Raw genomic sequence first — 22,669 nt, 5'->3', positions numbered from 1 at the left:
GGAGGCGGCGTGGGCTTCGGCCCGCGCCGCCTCCTCCGTTGCGGGCGGCGGTTGTCGTGCTAGCGCCGAGCGGGCCGCAGCCCCGCCGTTCGGCGGCGAACCCGCGGCCCGCTGCCGCGCCCGGCACGGTCGCCGCGGTGCGCGGCTCAGCGGGGAGTGCCTGCCCAGCGGCTCACATCCCTGCGGTCGAGACAGTCGGCGAGCAGGTCGGGGAAGTGGTCGGGGGTGCAGGCGAAGGCGGGGACGCCGAGCGCGGCGAGCGCGGCGGCATTGTCGTGGTCGTAGGAGGGGGCGCCCTCGTCGGAGAGCGCGAGCAGCACCAGGACCTGGACCCCCGCCTCGGTCATGGACCTGACCCGGCGCAGCATCTCCTCGCGCACCCCGCCCTCGTAGAGGTCGGAGATGAGCACGAAGAGCGTGTCGGTGGGCTTGGTGATCAGCGACTGGCTGTAGGCGATGGCCCGGTTGATGTCGGTGCCGCCGCCGAGCTGGGTGCCGAAGAGGATGTCCACCGGGTCGTCCAGGTGCTCGGTCAGGTCGACCACCTCGGTGTCGAAGACCACCAGCGAGGTGCGCAGCGAGCGCATGGAGGCGAGCACCGCGCCGAAGACCGAGGCGTACACCACGCTGGCCGCCATCGACCCGGATTGGTCGATGGCGAGCACCACCTCGCGGTGCACCGCCTGGCTGCGCCTGCCGTACCCGATCAGCCGCTCCGGCACCACGGTCCGCTGCTCGGGCAGGTAGTGCGCGAGGTTGGCCCGGATGGTGCGGTCCCAGTCGATGTCCCGCTGCCTGGGGCGGGCGATCCGGGCGGCCCGGTTCAGCGCGCCGGAGACGGCGGCGACGGTCTTCGCCGCGATCCGCTCCTCGATCTGCTTCACCACCGCCGCGACCACGGTGCGCGCGGTGGCGCGGGTGGTCTCCGGGATCACGCCATTGAGACTGAGCAGGGTGCCGACCAGGTGCACGTCCGGCTCCACCGCCTCCAGTAGCTCCGGCTCCAGCAACAGCTGGGTGAGGTCGAGCCGCTCGACCGCATCCCGCTGCATGATCTCGACCACGCTGGTCGGGAAGTAGGTGCGGATGTCGCCGAGCCAGCGGGCGACCCGGGGGGCCGAGGCGCCGAGCCCCCCGGAGCGCGGGCCCGCGGGGTCGCCCGAGTCGTAGAGCGCGGCGAGCGCGCGGTCCATGGCCTGCTCGGACTGTCCGCCCGGAGCGCCGAGTTCGGATTCCGCGGCGGCGCCGAGCATGAGCCGCCAGCGGCGGGCGTGCGCGTCGTCGGTCATACGAAGGCTCCTGCGGGTTGTGCGGCGCCTGCGGGGGGCTCGGCCGTCGCGAGAATGGTGAGGGCGGCGGTCAGCGCCAGTTCGCCGCGCTCGAGGTCGATGGCGGCGCTCGCGCTCTCGGCGCGCGCTCCGCCGCGCACCGCGCGGGCGATGGCCCGGCGCTCGGGCTGCTCGAAGGCGCCGAAGGTGCGGCGGAGCAGTGGGAGCGTTTCGGTGAACTGCTCGTCGCCGAGGCCGCGGACCCACTCGTCGACCAGGCGCAGCAGTTCGCGGTCGTGCACGAGCAGCAGCCCGCGGCCGCCGAGGAAGCCGTCGATCCAGGCCGCCTTGGCCTGCGCGGTGCGCCCGACCGAGAGCGCGGCGCCGAGCCGCAGCGCGGACTCCGCGTCGTCGATCTCGCCGACGTCGGCGAGCAGCCGGACCGCACGGCCCGCCAGCGCGCCGTGCACATCGTCCCGGTCGGCGACCACCCGCAGCGCCGCCTGCCACTGCTCGATGCCGTCGGCGCCGGTGCGCAGCGCGGCGTTCGCGGCGTCGATCTGGTCGCGCAGCTGCTCCGCGGCCTCGGTGTCGAGGCCGGTGACGGCGCCGGGCAGCCCGGCGCAGATCCGGACCAGCAGGCCGTCGGCGACCCGGCCCAGCGCGCTGACGTCGGTGCCGCGCACATCGCCGTAGCGCCGGGTGCGCAGCAGCCCGGGGAGGACGCCGAGCAGGTGCGTGACGTCGTGGTCCAGTGCCGCGACCGCACCGAGCCGGGCGATCAGCCCGTCGGTGGCGGCGCCGAGGTCGGCCAGCAGCGCGGTGTCCAGCGCGGCGGCGAGGTCGGCGAGGGTGATGTCGGCGTTCGCGACGTGGTCGAGGATCCTGGCCTCGGCGGCGGTGCGCAGGGTGGTGCCCCAGCGCGAGGCCTCGATCACCGCCAGCGCGTACTCGGGCTCCCAGCACAGGGTCCAGGTCTCCCGGAAGGTGCCGGTGCCGCGGACCTGGCTCTGCGCGGGCGCGCCCCACTCGATGCCGAGCACGCGGAGCCGGTGCAGCAGGTGCGAGCGGCGCAGCTCGCGCTCCTTGCGCAGGTCGAGGTCGAGGGTACGGGCGGTCGGCTCCTGCTTGAGCCGGAGCGAGCGGGCGGTGGCGGTGAGGTCGGCGGCGAGCGGGACCGTCGGAGTGTCCTCCGGGACCGCGCCGAGCGCCTCGCCGATCACCAACTCCTCGGCGATCAGCCGGACCAGGGTCTCGTCACCGCCGCACATGACCGCGCGCACCGCCTCGGTGACCTCGGAGAGCCCGGCCAGCGGGCGGGCGCGGAGCGCGGCCAGTGTCTCCGCGAGGCGGGCCGCCTCGATCACGTGCGCGCTGGAGACCGGGAGGTCGTTGGCGCGCAGGACGCCCGCCACGCGGGTGAGCCAGCGCACCACCGGGTGTTCGGTCTCGGTGAAGAGGTGGTGGTACCAGCCGGGGGAGGTGATGCCTGCGCCGTAGCCGGAGGCGGTGGCGAGGCGGGAGTGCGTCCACGGCACCCAGGTGGTGGCGGTCTTGACCTTGGGCAGGCCGGTGAGCAGGCGGGAGTCCGGGGCGGCCGGGCCGAGGGGGCCGTCGAGGGCGGGGGCGTGCCAGGCGCCGCAGACCACCGCCAGGCGCTGGGCGCCGTCGCGCAGGGCCTTGCGCATGATCTGCCGCATGTACGCCTCGCGGCGCAGAGTTTCGGCATCCACCGGGATGGAGCGGAGCACGCGGGGCTCCGTTTCGCCCGCCGGTGCCGCCGCGTCGCCGGTGGCTCCGCTTCCGGGCGCTGGTGCGGGGGCCGAGGCCGCCGCACCGCGACCCGGTGTGGCGGCGTGGTCGGGGGCAGTGGCACCGCCTCCGCGCACAGCGGTGTCGGTGCCCGGCGCTGTGGTTGCGTCCGCAGGCGCCGGGGCGTCGCTGTTCCCGTGGGCGGAGGCACGGGAGGGGGCCGCTCCCGCGTCGGTGCCCGGCTCCTCGGTGCTCCCGTCGCCGGGCGGGGCGGGTTCGCGGAGGGCGCGCATGGCCTCGGTGATGGCCTCGAAGGCGCCTGCGTCGGCGGCGGATTCGACGACCGCGTCCCACCAGCGCTCGGCGTCGTCGTAGCCCGCGGCGGCGGCGAGCTCGGCGAGCGGGTCGCGGTGTTCGGCGGGTTCGTGGTCGCGGGCGGCGAGCACGGTGCTCGACGGGAGGTCGCAGAAGCGGACGGGGACGTCGTGCTCGGCGCCGTAGCGCAGCGCCTGCCACTCGGGGGAGAAGGCGGCGAAGGGCCAGAAGGCGGCGCGGGCGGGCTCGCCGGGGACGTAGGCGAGCAGCGCCACCGGCGGCGCCATCCCCTCGGCGCCGACGTAGCCGACCAGGGGGTCGGCGTCGGCGGGCCCCTCGATCAGAATGGTGTCCGGCCGGAACTCGGCGAGCGCGGCGCGCAGCGAGCGCGCCGAGCCGGGGCCGTGGTGCCGGATGCCGAAGACCCTGGTCACCGCGGTGGTCATCCGGAGACCTCGCGGCAGGCGCGGTAGAAGTCGGCCCACTCGGGCCGCTCCCGCACCACGGCCTCCAGGTACTCGACCCACACCACCGAGTCCGCCACCGGGTCCTTGATCACCGAGCCGAGCACCGCGCCCGCGATGTCCGAGGCGCGCAGCACCCCGTCGCCGAAGTGCGCGGAGAGCGCGATGCCGTTGGTGATCACCGAGATCGCCTCGGCGGTGGAGAGCGTCCCGGACGGCGACTTGAGCTTGGTCCGCCCGTCCGCGGTGACCCCGGCGCGCAGCTCCCGGAACACCCGCACCACCCGGCGGATCTCCTCGGCCGCCGCGGGCACCGGCGGCAGCTCCAGCGCGGCGCCGAGCTCGGCGACCCGCCTGGTGACGATGGCGACCTCCTCGTCCTCGCCCGCGGGCAGCGGAAGCACGACGGTGTTGAAGCGGCGGCGCAGCGCGGAGGAGAGGTCGTTGACGCCGCGGTCCCGGTCGTTGGCGGTGGCGATCACGGTGAAGCCCTTGGCAGCCTGCACCTCGCTGCCGAGCTCGGGCACCGGCAGCGTCTTCTCGGAGAGCACCGTGATCAGCGCGTCCTGCACATCCGAGGGGATGCGGGTGAGCTCCTCGATCCTGGCGATCTTCCCGGTGCGCATGGCGGTCATCACCGGCGAGGGAACCAGCGCGGCCTCGCTCGGCCCCTCGGCGAGCAGCCTGGCGTAGTTCCAGCCGTACCGGATGGCCTCCTCGGCGGTGCCCGAGGTGCCCTGCACCAGCAGCGTGGAGTTGCCGGAGACGGCGGCGGCGAGGTGCTCGGAGACCCAGGTCTTCGCGGTACCGGGCACGCCGAGCAGCAGTAGCGCGCGGTCGGTGGCGAGCGTCGCGACCGCGACCTCGAGCAGCCTGCGCGGGCCGATGTACTTGGGCGAGATCGCGGTGCCGTCCGGCAGGACGCCGCCGAGCAGGTAGGTGACGACGGCCGACGGCGAGAGCTCCCACGAGGGCGGGCGGGGCCGGTCGTCGGCGGCGGCCAGCGCGGCGAGCTCGGCGGCGTAGGCCTGTTCGGCGTGCGGGCGGAGCAGGCCGGTGTCGGTGGCGGGTGCGGTCATTGCAGCTCCTCGAGCATGGTCGAGCGGATGGTCAGGTCGCGGGCGAGCCGCTGGAAGGCATCGCCCCAGGCGGCGTCGTCACAGCGGTGCGCGGTGGCCGCCACCACGGGGGCGGCGTCCGGCGGCAGGTGCGCGGCCGCCGCGGCGAGCAGCGAGCGGTGCGCGGTGGGCATGGCGCCGGAGGCGCCGGGTCTGCGGGCGGCGGTCCGCGCCCGCTCGTGCAGCAGCAGCAGGACGTGGTGCGCCACCTGCTCCGGCCACGGGTGCTCGACGGCGGGCAGCAGCGCCTCCAGCTCGGAGAGCCAGGCGCCGTCCAGCCGGAGCAGCCGGGTGATCCGCTCCGGCGCGGGCAGCAGCGCGAAGAGCTCGCGCCTGCGCAGCAGCGCCTGGTCGGTGGGGACGCCCGCGTCGAAGAGCGCCGCGGCCCAGGCGCCGTCGCCCGCGGCGAGCGCGGCGTCCATCCAGCCGTCGAAGAGCGGCCTGCGGAACCGGTCGTCCAGCACGGTGGCGACCGCGCGCCCCGGCGAGCCGAACGCCTGCTCCCAGTGCGCGAGCGGGGTGGCCGACACCAGCCTGCGCAGCAGCGCGGCGGTGTCGTCCTGCCCGCCGGACCAGCGGTAGCCGAACTCGGCGCCGCTCTCGGCGAGGCCGTCGCGCTTGGCATCCGGCGGCAGCTCGGCGGGCAGCGCGAGTTCGAGCTGCCCGCCGCGGACCGGCAGCCACAGCGCGGCCCGCTGCCGCATGCGCTCGGTGAAGGCCGAGCCGGGCAGCCGGGCCAGCAGCGCGGCCGCGGTCCGCCGGACGTCACCGCGGCGCCCGGCCAGCGCCGTCTCCAGCAACTCCTCGTCGGCCGGGCCGAGCCCGTCGCCGAGCACCGCGAGCAGCTCGGCGGCCTGCGCCCCCGACTCCGTCGCCCAGCTGCCCGCGAGCAGCTCGCGGGCCCGGACCGGCTCGTCCCGGCGCAGCTCGCGCAGCAGGTTCCGGCGCGCGGCGGGCTTGCCGTGCGCCCAGACCTCGGCGACCTCGGCCGTCGAGGTGCGGAAGTCGTTCCAGGACGGGTGCGCCGCCGCCAGCCAGCGGCCGCGCGGCCCGGCCAGCCGGAGCAGCGGGCCGCGGTACTCCGGCAGGGTGCGGGCGAACTCGAGGAGCCGGACGCCGAGCGCGTCGGGGGCCCGGAAGTCACCGGGCGCCGCCGCGGCGAACCACTCGGGCAGGAAGGGGGAGCGGCTGCCGAGCAGCTTCGGCAGCCGCTCGGCGGCGGCGCGGGGCAGCAGCGGGCGGTCGTCGTCGGCGGCGGGCGCGGGCGGCGCGGCGGTACCCGCCCTGACTCCGCCGCGGTCGAGCAGGTCCTGCAGCGCGGCGGCCGCGAGCAGCGCGGCCGCCGGGTCGGCGATCCGCGCGACGGCCCCGGCCACCGGGGCGGGCAGCCGCGCGCTGTCGAGCCCGCGCTGCGCGGTGCCGAGCAGCGCCACCGAGACCAGGTCGGCCGTCTCCGGCCCCGGCTGCGGCGGCTCCGGCTGCGGCAGCGCCGGGCCGAGCGGCTCGTCCGCGCGGTGCAGCTCGCCCGCGGCGAAGACCGCGACCGGCACCAGCCCCTCGGCGGTCAGGTCGCCGACCACGGTGACGGGGTGCCCGCCGGAGACCGCGAGCAGCCGCCACGGCTGCTCACCGGGCGCGATCGGCAGCGCGGTGCCGTCCGGCTCGGCCAGCCACCAGCCCGCCGGGCCCGGCACCGGGACCACCTCGGTGAGCAGCACCGGCTGGGCGCGCAGCCACGGGTCGCCCGCCAGCGCCGCGGCGTGGTCGCGCAGCGCCGCGGCGATCCGGCCCGCGCCGTCGGCGAGCGGCAGCGAGGTGACCGGGGTGTCGGCGCCGTGCCTGGTACCCCACTGCACCCGCGGGTTCGCCGCGCCGGGGTAGTAGTGCAGGCTCGCGTCGGCCATGAACCCGAGCCGTGGCGCCGCGCTCACCACCACCGGCCTGCCGAAGCTGTGCTCGACCAGCATGGCCCAGCGCCCCGAGCTCCGGCCGCGCAACCAGGTCCGCCTGGTGTGCAGCCGCTCCTCCTCGGAGGCGCGGACGCCGAGCACCATCCACTCGTCGCGCACCGCGGGGCCTGCGCGCACCACCTCGGCGGAGATCGGGTAGCCGAGGTGCGCCCTGACGCCCGCGGCGAGCGGCCCCGGCAGCTCCGCGAGCCCGCGGTGCGCGGTGGCGAGCAGGTGCAGCCGGGCGTACTCGCGCAGCACCAGCCGGGGCCAGTCGGAGCGCCCGGCGGCGACGGCCGGAAGCCTGCGCAGCGCGGAGGCCACCGCGGGCGCCTGCGCGTCCACCATGCGGGCCGCGATGGCCTCGAAGCCGCGCACCCGGTCGGCCCTGGCCAACCCGGTGCGCACCTGGTCGGCGAGCCAGACCTCCAGCTCGGCGAGGCCGCCTGCCACCCGGGCGCGGCGCTGCTCGGTGCCCTCCGGATCGGCGGGCTTCGCGGGCGCGGCCGTTGCCCGCGCGGCGCGGGCGGCCAGCCACTCCGTCGCGAAGGTCGGCAGCTCACCGCCCTCCGGCACCTCCCCGGAGGACCAGGCCAGCAGCAGTGCCAGCGCGTGCTTGCAGGGGAACTTGCGGCTGGGGCAGGAGCAGCGGAAGGCCGGACCGGCCAGATCCACGACCACCCGGTACGGCGTGCGCCCGCTGCCCGCGCAGACACCCGCGAGCGCGGTGTCGTGCGCGACGGTCTCGGCCAGCTTGCGGCCGAGCTTCCGCGCGGCGGCGAGCGAGCTCTGGTCCGGCGCCGCCGCGGCGACCTGCTCCTCGCTCCAGGGCCTCGTGCCCACGCGGCTGCCTCCCGTGCTCGTGCTCATCGCCTATCCCCCCGATCCGGCCGATCGGCGGGTGCCGATCGCGTCGTCGGAAGCAGTTCTATACCAGCGCACCGACAGGCAGCGGGGGTCAGTACGCGCGGCCGAAAACCACCCGTTTGCCGTACGCCGACGGCGCTCCGCAGTGCACGCAGGCGCCGCTCGCGGGCTCGCCCTCGAGCGGGATGCAGCGCGGGGTGGCGGCGGTCCGCGCCTTGATCTCGTCCTCGCACGCGGCCGCGCCGCAGTGCAGCGCGAGCGCCCAGCCGGTGCCGACCGCGGCGGCGAAATCGCCCCAGGCGTCCACCACAGCGGTGTGCTCGTCCCGGAAGGCGGTGGCCCTGGCCAGCAGGAAGTCCTGGAACTCGTCGAGCACGCCGGGCAACACCGTGGGCATGGCATCGATCGGCACCGCGCGCTTGCCCTTGTCGCCGAGCCGCTCGACCAGCATGGCGGTGCCCGACTCCAGGTCGCGCGGGCCCAGCTCCAGCCGGAGCGGGACGCCGCGCAGCTCCCACTCGTTGTATTTGAAGCCGGGGCTGAGCTGCGGCCGCGCATCCACGTGGGTGCGGATTCCCGCTGCCCGCAGCCGGCAGGCCAGCTCGTCGGCGGCCTGCTCGACCGCGGCATTGCCGCCGCGCGTGATCGGCACGACGACCACCTGGTACGGCGCCAGCCGTGGCGGCAGCACCAGCCCCCTGTCGTCGCCGTGGGTCATCACGATGCCGCCGATCATCCGGGTGCTCATGCCCCACGAGGTGGTGTGGCACAGCTCTTCCCGACCCGCCTCGCCGGTGTAGCGGATGCCGAAGGCGGCGGCGAAGTTGGTGCCCATGTAGTGCGAGGTGCCCGCCTGCAGCGCGCGGCCGTCGCGCATCATGCCCTCGATGGTGTAGGTGGCGACCGCGCCCGCGAAGCGCTCGCCCGCGGTCTTCTCGCCCGCGATCACCGGCATGGCGGCCAGGTCGCGCGCGACCTCCTGATACAGCCCGAAGGCGAGCAGCGTCTCGCGCCTGGCGTCGGTCTCGTCGAGGTGCGCGGTGTGCCCCTCCTGCCACAGGAACTCGGTGGTGCGCAGGAACATCCGCGGCCGCATCTCCCAGCGCACCACGTTCGACCACTGGTTCAGCAGCAGCGGCAGATCGCGGTGCGAGGTGATCCACTTGGCCATCATCTCGCCGACGATCGTCTCCGAGGTCGGCCGGACCACCAGCCGCTCCTCCAACTCCTTGCCGCCCGCGTGCGTGACCACCGCCAGCTCCGGCGCGAAGCCGTCGACGTGCTCGGCCTCGCGGGCCAGGAAGCTCTCCGGGATGAACAGCGGGAAGTAGGCGTTCTCGTGGCCGGTGTCCTTGATCCGCCGGTCCAGCTCCTCCTGGAGCCGTTCCCAGAGGCGGTAGCCGTACGGTCGGATGACCATGGTGCCCCGCGCCGGGCCGCGGTCGACGAGCGCGGCCTTGACGACCACCTCGTTGTACCAGGCCGCGAAGTCCGCACTCGGTGCGGTCACACCACGCTCATCTCGTGCCATGGGCGCCCAGACTAGCGCGCCCGCGCGGTGCCGCGCGGGCAGGCCATCGCCCGGCTACCGGAAGCGGCTGCGCACGAGCGCGTTTCGCCACGCTCGGTGATCTTGCTTCCGGGCGGCGGCTCTGGCATTCTGACCTGTTCGGCTGTGCCGGACCGCCCGGTATCTGTCGCCCGGGCGCGGACACATCGAGCTGCCCGCCGGGGCCGGCGAGGGGTGGACATCGAGCGCGGTCGCGTCGTTCGATGGCCAATTCCGGCTTCGCGCGGGCAGGTTCGTCCCAGCGCATCGCCGCTCCCGACATCGGGTAGCGTTCGGCACGATTCCGGTCGTGTGGGAGGGGGCGGGATGCGTACCGAGACGGACGACGCCACGGGGTCGCTCGCGCGCCTGCTGGAGGACGGGCCCGCCGCCGACCCCGAGGTCGTCGCCGTCGTCCGGGCCGTGCTCGACGACATCGAACGGCCCGCAGCCGCCGGGATACCCGCGCACGATGGAATCTACCTGCGCGGCATCGCCGTTCGCGGCTTCCGCGGTATCGGCCCGGAGAGCGTGCTCCGGCTCTCGCCGGGGCCGGGGCTGACGCTGGTGGTCGGGCGCAACGGCAGCGGCAAGTCGAGCTTCGCCGAGGCCGCCGAGCTCGCGCTGACCGGCGCCAACCGGCGCTGGGAGGGGCGCTCCGCGGCCTGGCGCGAGGGCTGGCGCAACCTGCACGCCCCCGGCGAGACCAGGATCGCGCTCGACCTGCTCACCGCGGGCAGCCCGGCCGAGATCACGGTCCGCGCCGCGTGGCCCGCCGAGGCCGAGCTCACCGCGCCGGAGTGGACCGAGCAGCGCGGCACCGCCGCACCGGCGCCGTTCGACGTCGAGACCTGGTCGGCGCTGCTCGCCCTGCACCGCCCCTTCCTCTCCTACAGCGAATTGGGCTCGCTCATCGACGGCCGACCCAGCGATCTCTTCGACGCGCTGCACCGGCTGCTCGGGCTGGACGAGCTGACCGCCGCGCAGGAGCGGATCCGCGCCCGCAGGCTGACTTTGGAACGAGCCGCCCGAGCGTCGAGGGCGCAGCGGATCGAGCTCGTCGCCGCGCTGGAGCGCACCGCCGACCGCAGGGCCGTCGAGCTGGCCGCGCTGCTGCGCACCGCCGACCCGGAGGTCGCGGCGGTGGAGGCCGCGCTGAGCGGCGCCGACGACACCGCCGACGTGGCCGGGCTGCGCGGGCTGGTCCGGCTGGCGGTGCCCGCGCCGGTGGTGGTGCGGGCGGCGGTGCAGCGGCTGGAGCGCGCAGGCGCCGCGGTCGCGCGGTACGCCACCGGGAACGCCGAGTCCGATCTGCGCACCCTGGAGCTGCTGCGCCGGGCGCGGACGCACGCCGGGGATGCGGACTGCGTCTGCCCGCTCTGCGGCGCGGGGCAGCTGGACGCGGCGTGGCGCGCCGCCACCGACATCACCATCGGCGAGCTGACGGCGCGGGTGGCCGGGCTGGACGAGGCCCGCGCCGAGCTGCGCCGGGCCGCCGCGGCGCTGCGCAGCCTGCCGCAGCCGGTGCCTGGCGAGCTGGTCGCGCCGGGCCGCCGCCCGGTGGACACCGCCGCGGTCGCCAGGGCGTGGAGCCGCTGGGCCGCGCTGCGCTTCGACGACGGCGCCGACGACGACCCGGCGCTGCCGGAGCGGGTGCGCGGCGCCTACGCCCGGCTGGTGGACGAGCTGGAGCACGTGCGCCGCGGCACCCGCACCGAGCTGGAGCGGCTGGACGAGGTGTGGGCGCCGCTGGTGCCCCGGCTCACCGCGTGGCTCACCGGCGCCAGGGTGGTCGAGGCGGGCGCGGCCGAGCTGCGCACGGTGAAGCGCGCCGAGGAGTGGCTCAAGGCGGCCGCCGGGATGCTGCGGGACGAGCGGATGGCGCCGCTGCAGGAGACGGCGCGCTGGGTCTGGCAGACGCTGCGGCAGCAGAGCAATGTCGAGCTGGGCGCGGTCCGGTTGCAGGGCAGCGCGGGGACCGCGCGCCGGGTGCTGCTCGACGTCACCGTCGACGAGGTGGACGGCGCCGCGCTCGGGGTCATGAGCCAGGGCGAGCTGCACGCGCTGGGGCTCTCGCTCTTCCTGCCGCGCGCCACCGCCGAGCGCAGCCCGTTCCGCTTCGTGCTGATCGACGACCCGGTGCAGGCCATGGACCCGGCCAAGGTGGACGGGCTGGCCACGGTGCTCGCCGCGGTCGCGCGGACCAGGCAGGTCGTCGTCTTCACGCACGACGAACGGCTGGCCGAGGCGGTGCGCCGGATGCAGTTGGACGCCAGGGTGCTCGAGGTGCAGCGCCGGGAGCGCTCGGTGGTCGAGGTGCGCACGGTGAGCGACCCGGTGCGCCGCTACCTCGCCGACGCGCGCTCGCTCATGCACACCAGGCAGCTGCCGCCCGCTATCGCCACCGAGCTGGTGGCGACCTGCTGCCGCTCCGCGCTGGAGGCGGCCGGGCTGGCCAGGGCGCGGCGCTCGCTGCTCGCGGCCGGGATGACGCACGACGAGGTGGAGCGCCGAGTCGCCGCGGCCCAGACCACGCGGGCCATGGTCGCGCTCGCCGTCATGGGCGTCGACGGCAAGGTCGACGACCTGAACGCGCACCTGGCCGCCACCGAGGGCGGCTGGGCGGTCGAGGTGCTGCGCGACGCCACCGCGGGCGCGCACGTCCCGATCGACCGCGGCATGCGGGCGCTGATCGCCGACACCGAGCGGCTCGTCGCCCGGCTCGCCGCCGACCTGGACGGCAGCGTGGACCGCCCGCCCGGCCGCCGGGCGGCGAATGGCGCCGCGGAGCAGCGCGCGCAGCGGGGCCGCGGGCGCGTCGATGGCGTGCGGTACGCGCAGGCCGAGCCGGGCGTGCTGCCGCGGCAGGACCGGCGCGGGGGCGGGCAGCAGGACGGCGGCAGTGCCGGTCAGCCGGGCGGCGGTAGCACGGAGCAGCCGGGCGGGCGCGGCACCGGATCGGGCCGGGACGCTGCCGGTGGCGCGGGCCGTCTGGCTGCCGAACCGCGCGGGCGCGGCGATGCGGCCACCCCGCGGCGCAGGCCGAGCCCGCCGCGGACGCGATGACCGGCGACCGCCGCGGCAGGCAGCGTCCGCGGAACCGGGAGCGGCGCAGCGCGCGGCCATCGATCGCGGAGCGCTTCGACGCCGCCGACCACCTGCTGGCGGGCACCGTGACCGACGCGGGCGGTGTCTGGTCCCGCGCCACCTCGTGGATCCTGCGGCTCGCCGTCGAGCAGGCGGTGGACGAGCTGTGGGCGCGCCGCGAGCCCGCGCTCGCCCGCTGCCCGATGCGCGCCCAGCTGCTCGCGCTGCGGCTGCACGCCGGCCCGGAGCTGGCCGCCGAGATCGCCGCCGTCTGGACCGCGCTCTCCCGCGCCGCGCACCACCACGACTACGAGCTCGCCCCCTCCGTCACCGAGCTGCGCCGCTGGCGCGAGCAGGCCGAGGAGTTCGCCGCCGCCCTCGCGGCCATCGGCCGAACCCCGGCCGTGCGACCATGACCGGCATGGCGGTGCGATGCCCGTGCGGGCGCGGCGATGCGTACGACGAGTGCTGCGGCCCGGTGCTGGCCGGTACGCGGAAGGCCGCGACCGCGGAGGCGCTCATGCGCTCCCGCTACACCGCCTTCGCCGTCGGCGACAGCGCCTACCTGCTGCGCTCCTGGCACCCGCGCACCAGGCCGGGCGTGCTCGACCTCGACCCGGAGACCCGCTGGCGCTTCCTGGAGATCGTCCGCACCGAGCGCGGCGGCCCGTTCGACGCCGACGGCGTCGTCGAGTTCGCCGCGCACCACCGCGACCGGGACGGCAGCCACGTGCTGCGCGAGGTCAGCCGGTTCGAGCGGGTGGACGGCGCCTGGCACTACCTGGACGGCGTGATCGGGTAGCGTCGGCCCGCATGGCGCGCGTGGCGATCGAGTACTGCACCCAGTGCCGCTGGCTGCTGCGCGCGGCCTGGATGGCGCAGGAGCTGCTGAACACCTTCGGCACCGACCTGGACGAGGTCGCGCTGGTGCCAGGCACCGGCGGGGTCTTCCGCATCACGGTGGACGCCGAGCAGATCTGGGAGCGCAGGGCCGACGGCGGCTTCCCGGATATCGCGCAGCTCAAGCAGCGGGTGCGCGACCGGGTCGCGCCGGGCCGTGATCTCGGCCACCTGGACCGCGACCGGAGCTCCTGACCCCGGCCGCCGGGCTCACCGGCAGCAACCGCCGCCGCAGCACCCGCCGCCGCCGCTCGGCGCGGCGGGCATCGGCGCGGGCGCGGACTGCGCGCCGACGGTCCCGAAGGTGGTGAGCAGCTTGACCGTATCCGCGTGCCCGGCCGGGCAGTCGGCCGGATCGCCGGAGCGCGCCATCGGGCGCGAGACCTCGAAGGTGTCACCACAGCTGCGGCAGCGGAACTGGTAACTCGGCATAGCGCAAGGGTAACGGGTGGCGCGAGTAACCGTTTGGAACTGCCGCCCGGACGTACCCTCGATAAGACGATCATGCGTTCTCGGTGGTCGGCGCGCAGGTCAGGAGGTACGGAGCATGACAATTGAGTTCGAGACCGGCCGGGTGAACCCGGCTGCCGGTGAATTCGAGGCCACTCCGGGGACCCCGCCCGCCGAGCCCGTCGCGCGCACCCGCTCCGGCCTGGTGCGCGGCACCACCGCGGGCTCGGTCGCGGTCTGGCGCGGCATTCCGTACGGCGCGCCGGTGACCGGCCCTGACCGCTTCCGCGCGCCGCGCCCCCCGGAGCCGTGGTCGGGGGAGCGGCCGTGCACCGCCGTCGGCGACGTGGCACCGCAGACCATGGGCACCATGGTCCCGGTCGCGGGCGGGCTGCGGATGGGCGAGGACTGCCTGTGGCTCAATGTCTTCGCGCCCGGCTTCCCGCGCCGGGACGCGGCGCCGCGCCCGGTCATGGTCTGGCTGCACGGCGGCGCGTACTGCCTCGGCACCGCCGCGCAGGAGATCTACGACGGCCGCAGGCTGGCCGAGACCGGCGACGTCGTGGTGGTCACGGTGAACTTCCGGGTCGGGGTGCTCGGCTTCCTCGACCTCTCCGCGCTCGGGGACGGCTTCGTGCCGAACCTCGGGCTGCACGACCAGATCGCCGCGCTGGAGTGGGTCCGGGAGAACATCGCCGAGTTCGGCGGCGACCCGGGCAACGTGACGCTGTTCGGGGAGTCCTCCGGCGGCGGCTGCGTGACCGCGCTGCTCACCGCGCCGCGCGCCGACGGCCTGTTCCACAAGGCCATCGCGCAGAGTCCGCCCGCGACAACGGTCTTCGGGCAGGAGCGCGCGGCGAAGGTGGCGCACCGCTTCCTGGAGCTGCTCGAGCTGCCCGCTCAGCGCGCCGCCGAGCTGAGCGAGCTGCCGATCCAGCAGCTCGCGAAGGTGGCGGGCACGCTCTTCGACGAGGTGCCGGTGGCCGAGCCGGGCAGGCTGGCCGCCGCGCCGGTGGTGGACGGCGAGCTGCTGCCCGGCTACCCGGTGGAGCGCTTCGCGAGCGGGGACTCGCTGCGGGTGCCGCTGGTGATCGGCAGCAACCGGGACGAGGCGTCGCTGTTCCGGCTCTTCCGCTCGCCGATCATGCCGGTCACGCCAGACGCGGTGAACGCCATGCTGCGCGACATCGCGGCCGGCCACCCCGACCTCGGCGCCGAGCGGCTGGCCGAGATCACCGCCGCCTACCCGGACATCGCGACCGCGCGCGGCGCGCTCGCCATCTCCACCGACGCCGCCTTCCGGATGCCGGCGCGCTGGGTGGCGGACGGCCACGCGCAGCACTCACCGACCTTCGTCTACCGCTTCGACCACGCCACCCCGATGCTCCGCGCGGCCAGGGTGGGCGCGGGCCACGCCACCGAGCTGCCGTACGTCTTCGGCAATTTCGGCACCTTCGACCACGACCCCACCTTCTGGCTCGGCGGCAGGCGGGCGGCGCTCGCGGTCTCCGGCCGGATGATGCGGCGCTGGGTGGCCTTCGCCGAGCACGGCGTGCCCGCCGCGCTGGACGGCTCCAAGCACTGGCCGCCCTACCGGCCGGAGACCAGGCCGACGCTGCTGATCGACGCCATCGACCGGATGGTCGACGACCCGGACGGCCACCTGCACACCGCGTGGGGGCCGCAGGCCGTCGGCTTCAGCTGACCGGCTGCGGCACCGCGCGCGGCGCGCGCCTGCCCAGCCGCACCGGCAGCTCCCGGTACCCGTGCAGGGTGAACAGCTGCCGGTGCTGCAGCGCGCCGTCCAGCGCCAGGTCGGGGAAGCGCTCGAAGAGCGAGCGCAGCGCGAAGACGCCCTCCATCCTGGCCAGGCTCGCGCCGAGGCAGACGTGGATGCCGTTGCTGAAGGTCAGGTGCTCGCGGGCGTTCTCCCGGCCGACGTCGAAGCGGTCCGGGTCGGCGAAGACCGCGGGGTCGCGGTTGGCGCCTGCCAGCGAGACCACCACGGTGGCGCCCGCGCGCAGCTGCACGCCGCCGACCTCGACGTCCTCCAGCGCGGTGCGCGCGGTGGTCTGCACCGGCGGGTCGATGCGCAGGATCTCCTCGATCGCGTTCGGCCACAGCTCCGGCTCGGCGCGCAGCCTGGCCAGCTGGTCCGGGTGGGTCGCGAGCTGCACGACGCCGTTGCCGATCAGGTTCACCGTGGTCTCGAAGCCCGCGCCCATGAGCAGGCTCGCGGTGGCGGCGAGCGCGTAGTCGTCCAGGTCGCCGGTGCGCACCAGGGTGCTGAGGATGTCATCGCCGGGGTTCGCGCGCAGCGTGTCGATGTGCGTGCCCAGGTAGCCGTCCATGACGGTCATGGCGCGCAGCGCCGTGCGGTAGTCCTGCCAGGAGATGCCGATGTCGAGCAGCGGGGTCATCCGGTCGCCCCACTCCAGGAAGCGGTCCTGGTCGGCGTCGGGGAAGCCGAGCATCTCGGAGATGATGGCGATCGGCACCCGGGAGGCGAAGCTCTCGATCAGGTCGGTGCGGCCGTCGTCGGGCAGCGAGTCGAGCAGCTCGACGGTGACCGACTCGACCCGGTCACCCAGCTTGCGCACCGCGCGCGGGGTGAACGCCGAGGCCACCGGCTTGCGCATGCGGGTGTGCTCCGGCGGGTCGATCACCAGCATGGAGGGCGGCTCCACCGGGTTGGCGGGGACGTGCGCCGCGTCGGTGATCCAGCGCAGCCCGCGCGGCGTGGCGACGCCCGCGGGATCGCGCACGCCGAACCGGCTGTCGCGCAGGATGCTGCGCACGACGTCGTGGTCGAAGCTCGCCCAGGCGATCCGGGTGCGCTGCAGCGGGCCGTCCTCGCGCAGCTGCTCGATCAGCGGGTACGGATCGCTGACCCCGGCGGGGCCGCCGATCAGCTCGGCGAAGCGGTCGCCCCGCTTCGCGGCGGCGCGCACCGCGTAGCGCGGCAGGCCGTGCTCGGACAGCCACCGGAACCAGTACTGGGGCTTCATGGTGCGACCTCGCAATCACCTCGACGTGGTGTTCCCACCGTACGAGAAGCGCGCGGCGCGCGGAACGTGCCTGAGGCGGACCCCGCCCTCCTACCGGGGGCGGAGACGCCGGTCAGCGGCGCGCGGTGACCCGCTCGGCCTCGACCCGCCGCTCCAGCTGCGCCGGGTCCGGGTTGACCACCTGCACCAGCGAGGCCCCCGCGGCCAACACCGCGACGAAACCGTCGATGAGCTCGTCGGCGGTTTCCCACGGCGTGCTGGAGAGCACCCGGTCGCCGGGCTCGAAGCCCTGCTTGCGCGCCGAGCCGCGGGCCTGGGCCAGCACCTCGGCCACGGTCAACCCCTCCAGCGCGGTGCCGAGTCCGCCGGGCAGGAACTGGTCGCCGTGCACTCGCACCGAGGTGGCGAAATCGGTGACCCCGACGGGCAGGTCGCGCACCGGCGCGCCGAGCGCGTCCAGCGAGAGCGCGGCCACCTCGGGGACGCCGTCCGCCTCGTCGATCCGCTCCGCGGTCACCAGTGCCAGGTCGGCGTCGGAATCCGGGTGCAGCACCACCTCGACCCCGGCCCACCAGCAACCGAGCAGCACCGGCGCGGTCTGCCAGTGCGCGGGCAGCAGCACCGCGACCCGCGCGCCCGGCGCCAGGCCGAACTCGTCGCGAATCAGGTTGGCGGTCTTGGCCGCCCAGTTGGCCAGCGTCAGCCCGGAGAGCTCGATCCTGGCGCCGGTGGCGTCGTCGTACCAGGTGACCCGCGGCGCGGCGGGCTCGCGGGCCAGCACCGGGTCGAGCAGGGCTTCGGTGAGGGTCAGGGCGTCTCGCATCAGTTCACGCATTTCGGTCCGGTGTTCCCTGCGGCGATCGGAGGGGCGGGGGGGACGGGCGTCGCGGTGGCGGCCGCCGTCTCCGAGAAGTCGAACACCTCGGCCGCCGACGAGCCCGGACCAGAATAGTCGCTCGCCAGCACCACGCCGATGGCACCGGGCAGCACCGCCGTGTCGGCGCGCACCGGGAGGCCGCCCAGCGCCTCGGCCACCGCGATGGCCCTCGGGTCGTTCTCGTCCGCGGCGACCACCCGGCTGGCGAGCGCCGTCTCCCCGGTCCAGTTGCCGATCTCGCCGGGGCGGAATCCCTTGCCGGTCAGCGCCTCCGAGACCTGCCCCGCCAACCCGGCGACGCCGGAGGAGTTGAAGACGTCGACGGTGACCGAGGCCGGGACCACCGCGGGCTCGCTCGACCCCGCCTCGCCGACGAGCGAGGCGACGTACTTCTTCACCGTCTTCGGGTCGACCTTGACCACCGCCTCGCCGTACGCGGTCATGCCGTTCAGGTCGGCCACCGGGATGGTCTCGAACCGCACCTCGCCCGCCGAGAGGTCGCGCAGCTGGCGCAGGAAGGCGAGCACGTCCCAGTCCTCGTCCAGCACGACGGTGCGGCCGACGGCATCGCTGAGCTGCTGCAGCCGCGCCGGGTTGCCGAGCGTGCCGGCGCTCAGCACCTGGCTCACCAGCTGCGCCATGAACACCTGCTGGCGCACGATCCGGTCCAGGTCGCCGCGCGGCAGGTCGTGCCGCTGCCGGACGAAGCTGAGCGCCTGCGGGCCGCTGAGCTTCTGCCTGCCCGCCGGGAAGTCGGCGCCGGACATCCACTCGTCCACCGGGTTGGTCAGGCACACGTCGACGCCGCCGACCGCGTCGGTGAGCAGCACGAAGCCGAGCAGGCTCACCTCGGCGTAGTGGTCGACGGTGATCCCGGTGAGGTTGGCGACCGAGGAGATCAGCGCCTTGCGCCCGGCCTGCGTCGAGCGCTGCTCGGCGTCGGTCTCCGAGGCGCCCTCCTCCAGCAGCTCCAGCCGCTCGGTCTCCTTGGTGGCGCCGTAGGCGGAGTTGATCTTGCCCTTGCCGAAGTCCGGGATGTCCACGTAGGAATCGCGCGGGATCGAGATCGCGGTGGCCGAGCTGCCGTCGTTCGGCACCCGGATCAGCACGATGGTGTCGGTGTTGGTGCCGACCTCGTCGCCCGCGTGCAGCATGGCGCGCTCGTCGTCGGAGAGCGGGTCGCCGTGCGCGTCGGTGCGGCTGTCCACCCCGACCAGCAGGATGTCCACCGCGCCGTCCCGGCCGCCGCCGAGCGAGAGGTCGTCGATCCGTTCGATGTCGGAGACCAGGGCGTCGACGCCGTGCCAGCCGTACCCGGTCACCGCGAAGGTCGCCACCGCGACCAGCGCCACCAGTACCCGGGCTGGGCCGAGGAGCGGGGAGCGCGGCTCGTCCCGCGGCAGGGCGACCGGGGCAGGCGCGGCCCTGCGTTTCCGCTCGGCCCGCGGCCGACGCTCCGCCTTCGCCCGCGGCCGACGCTCTGCTTTCGGGGGCCGCTCTGCCTTCGGGGGCCGCTCTGCCTTCGCAGGCCGCTCCGCTCGCGGTCGCCGCTCCGGCCATCCGCGCCGTGCGGCCCCGGCCTGCGGCTCGGCATCCGGCCGTCGTTCGCTGCCCGCGTGCCGCTCGGCATCCGGCCGCCGTTCGCTGCCCGCGTGCCGTTCGCCGCCTGCGTGCCACTCGGTGCCCGGCCGCCGCTCGGTGCCTGGCCGCCGCTCGCTGTCCGGCCGCCGCTCGGTGCCCGCACGCCGCTCGGTGCCCGACCGCGGCGCGCGCGACCGGGGGGTGCGCCGGTCGCGGCCCGGTTCCTGCTCGTCGTACCCGCGCTGCGGCACCTGTGCGTCCTCTCTGCGAAGCGAGCGCAGTGCTCGTGCACCGCCAGTCTTCCGTACGGCGGGCCGCACCCCGTGTCGCGGCCGCCTCCGCCCCGGTCGGGAGAGTTCAGGCTAACCAACGGCAACCCGGACGCCGCCGAACCGCGCCCGCCCGGCGTGCCAGACTGGCGGCCGTGACCGACGCGACGGAAGCAGCCGCCACCGCCCGCACCCCCCTGATCGTGACCGGGGCGAGCGGGCAGGTCGGCCGCGAGCTGCTCCGGCTCGCCCCGCACGCGCGCGGGTACAGCAGGCACGAGCTGGACATCCGGGATCCGGACGCGGTACTCGCCGCGCTGGAGCCGGGGGCCGTCGTGCTGAACTGTGCCGCCTACACCGCGGTGGACGCCGCCGAGACCGACGCCGAGGCCGCCTTCGCGGGCAACGGGACGGGACCGGAGGTGCTGGCCACGGCCTGTGCCCGGGTGGGGGCGAGGCTGGTTCATCTCTCGACCGACTACGTCTTCTCGGGTACCCGCCCCGCAGGCGGCGACACCGTGCCCTACGACACCACCGACCCCACCGACCCGGTCACCGTCTACGGCCGCTCCAAGCTGGCCGGCGAGCGGGCCGTGCTGGCGAGCGCCGCCCGCGCGCACGTGGTCCGCACCGCCTGGGTGTACTCCGGCGACGGCGCCGACTTCGTGAGCACCATGCTCCGGCTGGAGCGCGACCGCGACACCGTCGACGTCGTCGCCGACCAGGTCGGCAGCCCGACCTTCGCCGCCGACCTGGCCGCCGGGCTGCTCGAGCTGGCCGGGCGCCCCGCGGCGCCGCGGCTGCTGCACGCCACCAATGCCGGGCAGGCCAGCTGGTACGAGCTGGCCCGCGCGGTCTTCGCGGGCGTCGGCGCCGACCCGGAGCGGGTGCGCCCGGTGGACACCGCGGCCTTCCCCAGACCGGCTCGGCGCCCGGCGTATTCGGTGCTCTCCAACCGGTCGTGGGCCGCGGCCCGGCTCACCCCGCTGCGGGAATGGCCGGTCGCGCTGCGCGCCGCGCTCGCCAGGGCCGGGGCGGGCGCGCCCGCGGGCGCGGGCGACTAGGCTGGGCCGCCGTGAGCGCAACCGAATCCGCTGCCCCCGGTGGGCTCGTGGTCGTCACGGTGACCTATTCACCGGGCGAGCACCTCGAGCACTTCGTCACCACCCTCGCCACCGCGACCGAGGAGAAGCCACAGGTCATCCTGGCCGACAACGGCTCCACCGACGGCGTCCCCGAGCTCGTCTCCGAGGCCAACGCACACGTGCGGCTGCTCCGCACCGGCGGCAACATCGGCTACGGCGCCGCCATCAACATGGCGGTCGCGCAGATCGACCCCGCGGTCGAGTTCGTGGTGATCGCCAACCCGGACATCCGCTGGGGCACCGGCGCCATCGACGAACTGCTCGCCGCCGCACAGCGCTGGCCGCGCGCGGGCGCGCTCGGCCCGATGGTGCGCGAGCCGGACGGCAGCGTCTACCCCTCCGCGCGCCGGGTGCCAGGGCTCGCCGACGGCGCGGGCCACGCCATCCTCGGCGCCGTCTGGAAGGGCAACCCGTGGACCCGCCGGTACCGCAGGGAGAACGAGGAGATCTCCGAGCGCACCGTCGGCTGGCTCTCCGGCTCCTGCCTGCTGGTCCGGCGCTCCGCCTTCGACAGCATCTCCGGCTTCGACTCCCGCTACTTCATGTACATGGAGGACGTCGACTTCGGCGACCGCATGGGCCGGGCGGGCTGGCACAACGTCTTCGTGCCGTCCGCCGAGGTCACGCATGCCAAGGGCCACGCCGCGGGCAAGCACCCCGAGCTGATGCTGCCCGCGCACCACGCCAGCGCCTACCGCTTCCAGGCCGACCGGCATCCGCACTGGTGGCAGCTGCCGTTGCGGCTCGCCCTGCGCGCCGGACTTGCGGTCCGCTCCCGGATTGCGGTTCGATCTGCGCTGCGCGCGCAAGGCCGCGAGCGCTAGGAACTCTCGAAGGGGAGCTGATGGCGAGCAACGAAGGTACCGACGCGGTCATCCTGGTCGGCGGGAAGGGCACCCGGCTGCGGCCGCTGACGCTCTCCGCGCCGAAGCCGATGCTGCCGACGGCCGGGCTGCCCTTCCTGACGCACCTGCTGGCCCGGATCAAGGCGGCGGGCATCACGCACGTGGTGCTCGGCACCTCCTTCAAGGCCGAGGTCTTCTCCGACCACTTCGGGGACGGCTCCGAGCTGGGGCTGGAGATCGAGTACGTCTACGAGAGCGAGCCGCTCGGCACCGGCGGCGGCATCAGGAACGTGCTGCCCAAGCTGCGCGCCGACACCGTCGTGGTGTTCAACGGCGACGTGCTCGGCGGCACCGACCTGCGCGACGTGCTGGAGACGCACCACTCCACGAACGCCGACGTCACGCTGCACCTGGTCCGGGTGAGCGACCCGCGCGCCTTCGGCTGCGTGCCCACCGACGCCGACGGCCGGGTCCAGGCGTTCCTGGAGAAGACCCAGGATCCACCGACCGACCAGATCAACGCCGGGTGCTACGTCTTCCGCCGGGAGTACATCGAGAAGATCCCGGACGGGCGGCCGGTCTCGGTGGAGCGCGAGGTGTTCCCCGCGCTGCTCGCCGAGGGGGCCCGGGTGCAGGGCCACGTCGACTCGTCGTACTGGCGGGACATGGGCACCCCGGAGGATTTCGTGCGCGGCTCCGCCGACCTGGTGCGCGGGATCGCGCCCTCGCCCGCGCTGCCAGGGCAGCGCGGGGAGTCGCTGGTGCACCCCGGCGCCGGGGTGGCGCCCGGCGCGCTGCTCATCGGCGGCTCTGTGGTCGGCCGCGGCGCCGAGATCGGCGCGGGCGCCCGGCTGGACGGCGCGATCGTCTTCGACGGCGCCGTCGTCGAGGCCGGGGCGACCGTCGAGCGCACCATCATCGGCTTCGGCGCCAGGATCGGCCCGCGCGCCCTGGTCCGCGACGGCGTCATCGGCGACGGGGCGCATGTGGGGGCTCGCTGCGAGCTGCTCCGCGGGGCTCGGGTGTGGCCGGGCGTCGTGATTCCGGACGGCGGCATCCGGTTTTCGACGGACGTCTAGGGCTGTGTCTTTTGGCCCGGCTTCGCCGGGCGGTTCGCGGCCCTTCGGGGGTCTCGCCGTTCAGCGCTCGAGACTCGCGCCTGCGGCGCATGCGCATCGAGCGCGGAACGAAGAGAAGGGCCGCGAACCGGGCGCGGAAGACACCC

The 22,669-nt window shown here is 75.4% G+C and carries 17 protein-coding genes; 8 read left to right on the top strand and 9 right to left on the bottom strand.

The annotated features are described in order from the left end of the window. Window positions 1-146 precede the first annotated feature (146 nt). The 5 genes from ACFUUZ_RS26615 to proS form a co-directional block, all read right to left on the bottom strand. Complete coding sequence (locus ACFUUZ_RS26615; RefSeq protein WP_378700825.1) at window positions 147-1,289, bottom strand: VWA domain-containing protein; 1,143 nt, start codon at window positions 1,287-1,289, stop codon at window positions 147-149. Then, the gene (locus ACFUUZ_RS26610; protein ID WP_378700823.1) at window positions 1,286-3,781 is read right to left on the bottom strand and encodes a DUF5682 family protein; all 2,496 of its coding nucleotides are present in this window, start codon (window positions 3,779-3,781) and stop codon (window positions 1,286-1,288) included. Before ACFUUZ_RS26610 ends, ACFUUZ_RS26615 begins: the two co-directional genes overlap by 4 nt. Continuing rightward, entirely contained in the window at window positions 3,778-4,878 is a 1,101-nt protein-coding gene (locus tag ACFUUZ_RS26605; protein ID WP_378700821.1) for an AAA family ATPase, read from the bottom strand. Before ACFUUZ_RS26605 ends, ACFUUZ_RS26610 begins: the two co-directional genes overlap by 4 nt. Then, window positions 4,875-7,709, bottom strand: coding sequence for an SWIM zinc finger family protein (locus ACFUUZ_RS26600; RefSeq protein WP_378700819.1), 2,835 nt, complete (start codon window positions 7,707-7,709; stop codon window positions 4,875-4,877). The genes ACFUUZ_RS26605 and ACFUUZ_RS26600 overlap by 4 nt, the downstream gene beginning before the upstream one ends. Before the next feature lie 115 nt (window positions 7,710-7,824). Further along, on the bottom strand, window positions 7,825-9,264 hold the full coding sequence (gene proS, locus ACFUUZ_RS26595; RefSeq protein WP_378700817.1) for a proline--tRNA ligase: 1,440 nt from the start codon (window positions 9,262-9,264) through the stop codon (window positions 7,825-7,827). 345 nt (window positions 9,265-9,609) lie between these two features. Between proS and ACFUUZ_RS26590 the strand changes: the two genes are divergently transcribed. Genes ACFUUZ_RS26590 through ACFUUZ_RS26575 form a run of 4 tightly spaced genes read left to right on the top strand, consistent with a single transcriptional unit; the run spans window position 9,610 to window position 13,464 of the window. Beyond that, window positions 9,610-12,348, top strand: coding sequence for an AAA family ATPase (locus tag ACFUUZ_RS26590; RefSeq protein WP_378700816.1), 2,739 nt, complete (start codon window positions 9,610-9,612; stop codon window positions 12,346-12,348). Continuing rightward, window positions 12,345-12,785: a hypothetical protein gene (locus tag ACFUUZ_RS26585; protein ID WP_378700814.1), complete on the top strand. Its 441-nt coding sequence runs from the start codon at window positions 12,345-12,347 to the stop codon at window positions 12,783-12,785. Before ACFUUZ_RS26590 ends, ACFUUZ_RS26585 begins: the two co-directional genes overlap by 4 nt. 5 nt (window positions 12,786-12,790) lie before the next feature. Beyond that, on the top strand, window positions 12,791-13,171 hold the full coding sequence (locus tag ACFUUZ_RS26580; RefSeq protein WP_378700812.1) for a YchJ family protein: 381 nt from the start codon (window positions 12,791-12,793) through the stop codon (window positions 13,169-13,171). A gap of 11 nt (window positions 13,172-13,182) precedes the next feature. Then, a complete protein-coding gene (locus tag ACFUUZ_RS26575; protein ID WP_378700810.1) occupies window positions 13,183-13,464 on the top strand; it encodes a SelT/SelW/SelH family protein in 282 nt (93 codons plus the stop codon). A gap of 15 nt (window positions 13,465-13,479) precedes the next feature. On the opposite strand, the gene ACFUUZ_RS26570 is transcribed toward ACFUUZ_RS26575, so the two are convergent. Then, window positions 13,480-13,701, bottom strand: coding sequence for a zinc ribbon domain-containing protein (locus ACFUUZ_RS26570; protein WP_378700808.1), 222 nt, complete (start codon window positions 13,699-13,701; stop codon window positions 13,480-13,482). A 115-nt stretch (window positions 13,702-13,816) separates the two neighbouring features. Here ACFUUZ_RS26570 and ACFUUZ_RS26565 point away from each other — a divergent pair, with 115 nt between their 5' ends. Beyond that, window positions 13,817-15,424, top strand: coding sequence for a carboxylesterase/lipase family protein (locus tag ACFUUZ_RS26565; RefSeq protein WP_378700806.1), 1,608 nt, complete (start codon window positions 13,817-13,819; stop codon window positions 15,422-15,424). On the opposite strand, the gene ACFUUZ_RS26560 is transcribed toward ACFUUZ_RS26565, so the two are convergent. The 3 genes from ACFUUZ_RS26560 to ACFUUZ_RS26550 form a co-directional block, all read right to left on the bottom strand. After that, a complete protein-coding gene (locus ACFUUZ_RS26560) occupies window positions 15,417-16,727 on the bottom strand; it encodes a cytochrome P450 (protein WP_378700804.1) in 1,311 nt (436 codons plus the stop codon). The genes ACFUUZ_RS26565 and ACFUUZ_RS26560 overlap by 8 nt on opposite strands. 112 nt (window positions 16,728-16,839) lie before the next feature. Continuing rightward, the gene (locus tag ACFUUZ_RS26555) at window positions 16,840-17,550 is read right to left on the bottom strand and encodes a TIGR03089 family protein (protein WP_378700803.1); all 711 of its coding nucleotides are present in this window, start codon (window positions 17,548-17,550) and stop codon (window positions 16,840-16,842) included. Beyond that, window positions 17,550-18,956: an LCP family protein gene (locus tag ACFUUZ_RS26550; RefSeq protein ID WP_378700847.1), complete on the bottom strand. Its 1,407-nt coding sequence runs from the start codon at window positions 18,954-18,956 to the stop codon at window positions 17,550-17,552. Before ACFUUZ_RS26550 ends, ACFUUZ_RS26555 begins: the two co-directional genes overlap by 1 nt. Before the next feature lie 653 nt (window positions 18,957-19,609). Here ACFUUZ_RS26550 and rfbD point away from each other — a divergent pair. From rfbD to ACFUUZ_RS26535, 3 genes are read left to right on the top strand one after another with little or no spacing between them, the layout of a single operon-like run. Next, window positions 19,610-20,518 (top strand): dTDP-4-dehydrorhamnose reductase, encoded by a 909-nt coding sequence (gene rfbD, locus ACFUUZ_RS26545; protein WP_378700802.1) that lies wholly within the window; start codon window positions 19,610-19,612, stop codon window positions 20,516-20,518. Between the two features lie 11 nt (window positions 20,519-20,529). Beyond that, on the top strand, window positions 20,530-21,423 hold the full coding sequence (locus ACFUUZ_RS26540) for a glycosyltransferase family 2 protein (RefSeq protein WP_378700800.1): 894 nt from the start codon (window positions 20,530-20,532) through the stop codon (window positions 21,421-21,423). A 20-nt stretch (window positions 21,424-21,443) separates the two neighbouring features. Beyond that, a complete protein-coding gene (locus tag ACFUUZ_RS26535; protein WP_378700798.1) occupies window positions 21,444-22,523 on the top strand; it encodes a sugar phosphate nucleotidyltransferase in 1,080 nt (359 codons plus the stop codon). The last annotated feature ends 146 nt before the right edge of the window (window positions 22,524-22,669 follow it).

The organism is Nocardia sp. NPDC057353, from assembly GCF_042667085.1.
In the GTDB taxonomy this organism is placed as follows: Bacteria; Actinomycetota; Actinomycetes; order Mycobacteriales; family Mycobacteriaceae; genus Nocardia.
The sequence above is the reverse complement of the archived record's forward strand: the minus strand, read 5'-3'. Positions and strand labels throughout refer to the sequence as shown.